Source organism: Pseudomonas sp. GW460-LB5 (assembly GCF_059423245.1).
Genome location: NZ_JBWKXT010000018.1, coordinates 96,864 through 102,863, shown reverse-complemented (window position 1 = coordinate 102,863; position 6,000 = coordinate 96,864). Strand labels below are relative to the sequence as shown.

The 6,000-nt window shown below is 63.2% G+C and carries 3 protein-coding genes; 2 read left to right on the top strand and 1 reads right to left on the bottom strand.

Annotated elements, in window-relative coordinates:
• Positions 1–388 precede the first annotated feature (388 nt).
• The gene (locus AC07XM_RS13585) at positions 389–1,807 is read left to right on the top strand and encodes an amino acid permease (RefSeq protein WP_161775555.1); all 1,419 of its coding nucleotides are present in this window, start codon (positions 389–391) and stop codon (positions 1,805–1,807) included.
• A gap of 75 nt (positions 1,808–1,882) precedes the next feature.
• Here AC07XM_RS13585 and AC07XM_RS13580 read toward each other — a convergent pair whose 3' ends face one another.
• Positions 1,883–2,767, bottom strand: a complete 885-nt coding sequence (locus tag AC07XM_RS13580) for a LysR substrate-binding domain-containing protein (RefSeq protein ID WP_016488508.1) — start codon at positions 2,765–2,767, stop codon at positions 1,883–1,885.
• Positions 2,768–2,919: 152 nt separating this feature from the next.
• On the opposite strand from AC07XM_RS13580, the gene ydiJ reads away from it, so the two are divergent.
• Positions 2,920–5,940, top strand: a complete 3,021-nt coding sequence (gene ydiJ / locus AC07XM_RS13575) for a D-2-hydroxyglutarate dehydrogenase YdiJ (RefSeq protein WP_016488507.1) — start codon at positions 2,920–2,922, stop codon at positions 5,938–5,940.
• The last annotated feature ends 60 nt before the right edge of the window (positions 5,941–6,000 follow it).

Genomic DNA, 6,000 nt, shown 5'->3' with positions numbered 1-6,000 from the left:
GCCCAAACCCCCGTCCCCACGGTGTTATAGCCACCATTGCCGTGTGCAACAGCCCGTCCACAGCGCCGGGCTGACAAAACAACAAATGGAGGCGCCATGTACGCCGATCACTCCGCCTTTCAAGGCCCACACCACAGGATCGCTGCGTTTTTTCCGGATGGAAGGACGCAACGCGTTGACGCCTGCGCGTTTGCAGGGGTATACAGTGCGCCGCGTTTTACCTGTGACCCTCTTGCGTACCGCGCACTCTTGATCACGCCTGGTTGACCCGCTCCGGCGGCACCTGAGGTCAAGAAACCCAAGGTAACCACCTTGCTCATTCCGCTGCGCCACGAGCGCGGTGGGTCCGATTCCGTCACAGATAAAAACAATGCAGGTGACTTCGTTCATGAGTGGACAAAACATGCATTCAGGCGAGCTCAAGCGGGGCCTGAAGAACCGCCATATCCAGTTGATCGCCCTTGGTGGTGCGATTGGTACCGGCCTGTTCCTCGGCTCGGCAGGCGTGATGAAATCCGCCGGCCCGTCAATGATCCTTGGCTACGCCATTTGCGGCTTCATCGCTTTCATGATCATGCGCCAGCTTGGCGAAATGATTGTTGAAGAGCCGGTGGCCGGCTCGTTCAGCCATTTTGCCCACACCTACTGGGGTGGTTTCGCCGGCTTCCTGTCGGGCTGGAACTGCTGGGTGCTGTACATCCTGGTCGGCATGTCGGAGCTTTCGGCGGTCGGCAAGTATGTTCACTACTGGTGGCCGGAGATCCCGACCTGGGTCACGGCGGCGGCGTTCTTCGTGCTGATCAACGCCATCAACCTGATGAACGTGAAGTTCTTCGGTGAAGCCGAATTCTGGTTTGCCATCATCAAGGTCGTGGCCATCGTCAGCATGATCGGCCTGGGTGCCTACCTGCTCACCAGTGGCAGCGGTGGCCCGGACGCCACCATCGCCAACCTGTGGTCGCATGGCGGTTTCTTCCCGAACGGTGTCAGCGGGCTGGTAATGGCCCTGGCGTTCATCATGTTCTCCTTCGGTGGCCTGGAAATGCTCGGCTTCACCGCTGCCGAGGCCGACAAGCCGAAGACCGTGATCCCCAAGGCGATCAACCAGGTCATCTACCGCATCCTGATCTTCTATGTCGGTGCGCTGGTGGTGCTGCTGTCGTTGACCCCGTGGGACAACCTGGTTGCCAGCATCGATGCCTCGGGTGGCAGCTATGGCAGCAGCCCGTTCGTGCAGGTGTTCTCGCTGCTGGGCAGTGATGTGGCCGCCCACTTGCTGAACTTCGTGGTGCTGACCGCAGCGCTGTCGGTGTACAACAGCGGCACCTACTGCAACGCCCGCATGCTGCTGGGCATGGCCGAGCAGGGCGATGCTCCGGCGTCGCTGGCCAAGGTCGACAAGCGTGGCGTGCCAGTGCGTTCGATCCTGGTGTCAGCCGCGGTGACCTTTGTCGCCGTGCTGCTCAACTACCTGATGCCTCAGAACGCCCTGGAGCTGCTGATGTCGCTGGTAGTGGCCACCCTGGTGATCAACTGGGCGATGATCAGCTATTCGCACCTGAAGTTCCGTCAGCACATGGACCGTACCGGCCAGAAGCCGCTGTTCAAGGCGCTGTGGTACCCCTACGGCAACTATGTGGTACTGGCCTTCGTGGTGCTGATTCTGGGCATCATGCTGATGATCCCGGGCATCCAGGTTTCGGTGTATGCGATCCCTGTGTGGCTGTTTGCGATGTTTGTTGTCTACATGGTCAAGCCGCGCCGCAGGATGAATGCCGGTGGGGTGGCGGGTACCGCAGCCAAGTAAGCAACCCAACGTAGTAAGAAGAAACCCCAAGCCAGGTGACCGGCTTGGGGTTTTTTATTGCCTGTGCCGGCCTCTTCAGATCTGTTCCAGCAACCAGCCCCTGAATGCCCGTAACGACGGCAAGGCCTCATTCCTGGGCGGGTAGATCAGGTAGTAACTGCGCTGGCTGGCAAACGCCACCCCAGGGCTGTACAGCTCTGCCTTGGCCAACTCCTCCTCTACCAGAATGCGCGGCACCAGGCCAATGCCAATCCCGGCGCGCACTGCCTGAATCAGGTGCGAAGTCAGCTCAAAGCTCGGCCCCAGGCGCATCGACCGGTGCGGCAGGCCATGGTGCGAGAACCACTCGCCCCAGGCGTGCGGGTTGTTCGCCACATTCAGCAGCACCTCTTCGCTTATCCTTGCCGGGCTCCAGGCCTGGCTGTCCGCGGCGGCCTCTGGCGGCAGGATCACCACCAGTTCCTCGGCATGCAGGCGATGGCAGATGAGCCCCGGCAGATCGTGGCTGGCCACACCGATGGCCGCATCGATTTCGCTGGTGTCGAAGTTGATGGCTTCGATGCGTGAATGAATGTGCACCAGCATGCCTGGGTGGGCGTTATAGAACGCATGCAACCTCGGCAGCAGCCATTTCGAGCCGAAGGTAGGCAGCGTGGCCAGGCGCAAGGTGCCTACCCCTGACTGGTAGGCCAGTGCCTGCAGGGTGGCGCTGCGGATGCGCCCCAGTGCCTCACTGAGCTCGCGCTGGTACAGGCGGCCGACATCGGTCAATTGCACCTGGCGGCCTTCGCGGCGGAACAGGGTCAGGCCCAGTTGCTGTTCCAGCGCCTGCACCTGGCGGCTGACCGCGCTCTGGGTCAGTGACAGCTCGGCAGCGGCGCGGGTGTAGCTTTCATGCCGGGCGGCGGCCTCGAATGCCAGCAGCAGCGACATGGAAGGTGTCAGGTGGCGGTAATTCATTCATGAAAGTCATTGATAGCGGCAGGATTATCCGTTTGCCCTTGAGGCGAAACTACAGGAACATTGGCCTATACGTCATCCCCGCATGGCAACACTTATGCTGCGGTGACAGGAATCCCGTGAATTAGCCAATATCAAGAGGCCATCCTTCGATGATCGCCCAGCTGCCGACCGTTGCACCGAGCGCCGACTACCCAGAATTCCTCGAAGCCTTGCGCAACAGCGGCTTCCGTGGCCAGATCAGTGCCGACTACGGCACCCGCACCGTACTGGCCACCGATAACTCGATCTACCAGCGGTTGCCCCAGGCGGCGGTGTTCCCGCTGGACGCCGATGATGTGGCGCGGGTTGCCACGCTGATGAGCGAGGCGCGCTTCCAGCAGGTCAAGCTGACCCCGCGCGGCGGTGGCACCGGCACCAACGGCCAGTCGCTGACCGATGGCATCGTCGTCGACCTGTCGCGGCACATGAACAAGATCCTCGAAATCAATGTCGAGGAGCGCTGGGTACGGGTGCAGGCCGGTACGGTGAAGGACCAGCTCAATGCTGCGCTCAAACCGCACGGTCTGTTCTTCGCCCCCGAGCTGTCCACCTCCAACCGCGCCACCGTTGGCGGCATGATCAATACCGACGCCAGCGGGCAGGGCAGTTGCACCTATGGCAAGACCCGCGACCACGTGCTGGAGTTGCACAGCGTGCTGCTCGGTGGCGAGCGCCTGCACAGCCTGCCGATTGACGATGCCGCGCTGGAACAGGCCTGTGCCGCCCCCGGCCGGGTCGGCGAGGTCTACCGCATGGCCCGCGACATTCAGGAAACCCAGGCTGAGCTGATCGAAGCCACCTTCCCCAAGCTCAACCGTTGCCTGACCGGCTACGACCTGGCGCATCTGCGCGATGAGCAGGGCCGTTTCAACCTCAACAGCGTGCTGTGTGGCGCTGAGGGCTCGCTGGGCTATGTGGTTGAAGCCAAGCTCAACGTGCTGCCGATCCCCAAGTACGCGGTGCTGGTCAACGTGCGCTACACCAGTTTCATGGATGCCCTGCGCGACGCCAACGCGCTGATGGCGCACAAGCCGCTGTCGATCGAAACCGTCGACTCCAAGGTGTTGATGCTGGCGATGAAAGACATCGTCTGGCACAGCGTTGCCGAATACTTCCCGGCCGACCCCGAGCGCCCGACCTTGGGTATCAACCTGGTGGAGTTCTGTGGCGATGAGCCGGCCGAGGTCAACGCCAGGGTGCAGGCCTTTGTCGAACACTTGCAGGCGGACACCAGCGTCGAGCGGCTGGGGCATACCTTGGCCGAAGGCGCCGAGGCGGTCACCCGTGTCTACGTCATGCGCAAGCGCTCGGTGGGCCTGCTGGGTAACGTCGAGGGCGAGGTGCGCCCGCAGCCGTTTGTCGAAGACACCGCGGTGCCGCCGGAGCAGCTGGCCGACTACATCGCCGACTTCCGCGCGCTGCTCGATGGCTACGGCCTGGCCTACGGCATGTTCGGCCACGTCGATGCCGGTGTACTGCACGTGCGCCCGGCGCTGGACATGAAAGACCCCGCGCAGGCTGCGTTGGTCAAGCCGATTTCCGATGCAGTGGCGGCGCTGACCAAAAGTTACGGTGGCTTGCTGTGGGGCGAACACGGCAAAGGCCTGCGCTCCGAGTACGTGCCGGAGTACTTCGGCGAGCTGTACCCGGCGCTGCAGCGCCTGAAAGGTGCCTTCGACCCGCACAACCAGCTCAACCCGGGCAAGATCTGCACTCCGCCGGGCAGCACCGAGGGCCTGACCCCGGTCGATGGCGTGACCCTGCGCGGCGACCTCGACCGCACCATCGATGAGCGTGTGTGGCAGGATTTCCCCAGTGCCGTGCACTGCAACGGTAACGGCGCCTGCTACAACTACGACCCCAACGACGCCATGTGCCCGTCGTGGAAGGCCACCCGCGAACGCCAGCATTCGCCCAAGGGCCGTGCTTCGTTGATGCGCGAGTGGCTGCGCCTGCAGGGCGAGGCGAACATCGACGTGCTGGCCGCGGCGCGCAACAAGGTGTCGTGGCTCAAGGGCCTGCCAGCGCGGCTGCGCAACAACCGCGCACGCAGCCAGGGGCAGGAAGATTTCTCCCATGAAGTGTACGACGCCATGGCCGGTTGCCTGGCGTGCAAGTCGTGCGCCGGGCAGTGCCCGATCAAGGTCAACGTGCCGGATTTCCGTTCACGCTTCCTTGAGCTGTACCACGGCCGCTACCAGCGCCCGCTGCGTGACTACCTGATCGGCTCGCTGGAGTTCAGCATTCCGTACCTGGCCCACGCGCCAGGGCTTTACAACGCGGTGATGGGGTCGAAGTGGGTAACCCGGCTGCTGGCCGACAAGATCGGCATGGTCGACAGCCCGCTGATCAGCCGTTTCAACTTCCAGGCCACCCTGACCCGCTGCCGCGTTGGTGTGGCCAGCGTACCGGCCCTGCGTGAACTGACCCCGGCCCAGCGCGAGCGCAGCATCGTGCTGGTGCAGGACGCCTTTACCCGCTATTTCGAAACGCCGCTGCTGTCGGCCTTCATCGACCTGGCCCATCGCCTCGGTCATCGGGTGTTCCTGGCGCCGTACAGCGCCAATGGCAAGCCGCTGCACGTGCAGGGTTTCCTTGGCGCATTCGCCAAGGCGGCGATCCGCAACGCCACCCAGCTCAAGGCCCTGGCCGACTGTGGCGTGCCGCTGGTGGGCCTGGACCCGGCGATGACCCTGGTGTATCGCCAGGAATACCAGAAAGTGCCGGGGTTGGAAGATTGCCCTAAGGTGCTGTTGCCGCAGGAGTGGCTGATGGATGTGCTGCCCGAGCAGGCGCCGACCGCGCCGGGCAACTTCCGCCTGATGGCCCATTGCACCGAAAAGACCAACGTACCGGCCAGCACAAGGCAGTGGGAGCAGGTGTTTGCCCGGTTGGGCCTGAAGCTGGTTACCGAGGCGACGGGTTGCTGCGGCATGTCCGGTACCTACGGGCATGAGGCGCGTAACCAGGAAACATCGCGGACCATCTTTGAGCAGAGCTGGGCCACCAAGCTGGACAAGGAGGGGGAGCCGCTAGCAACGGGCTACTCGTGCCGTAGCCAGGTCAAGCGCATGACCGAGCGCAAGATGCGCCACCCGCTGGAAGTGGTGTTGCAGTACGCCCAGCGTTAACCTTCAGGGGCTCGGGGCTGCTTTGCAGCCCATCGCCGGCAAGCCAGCTCCCACAGGATC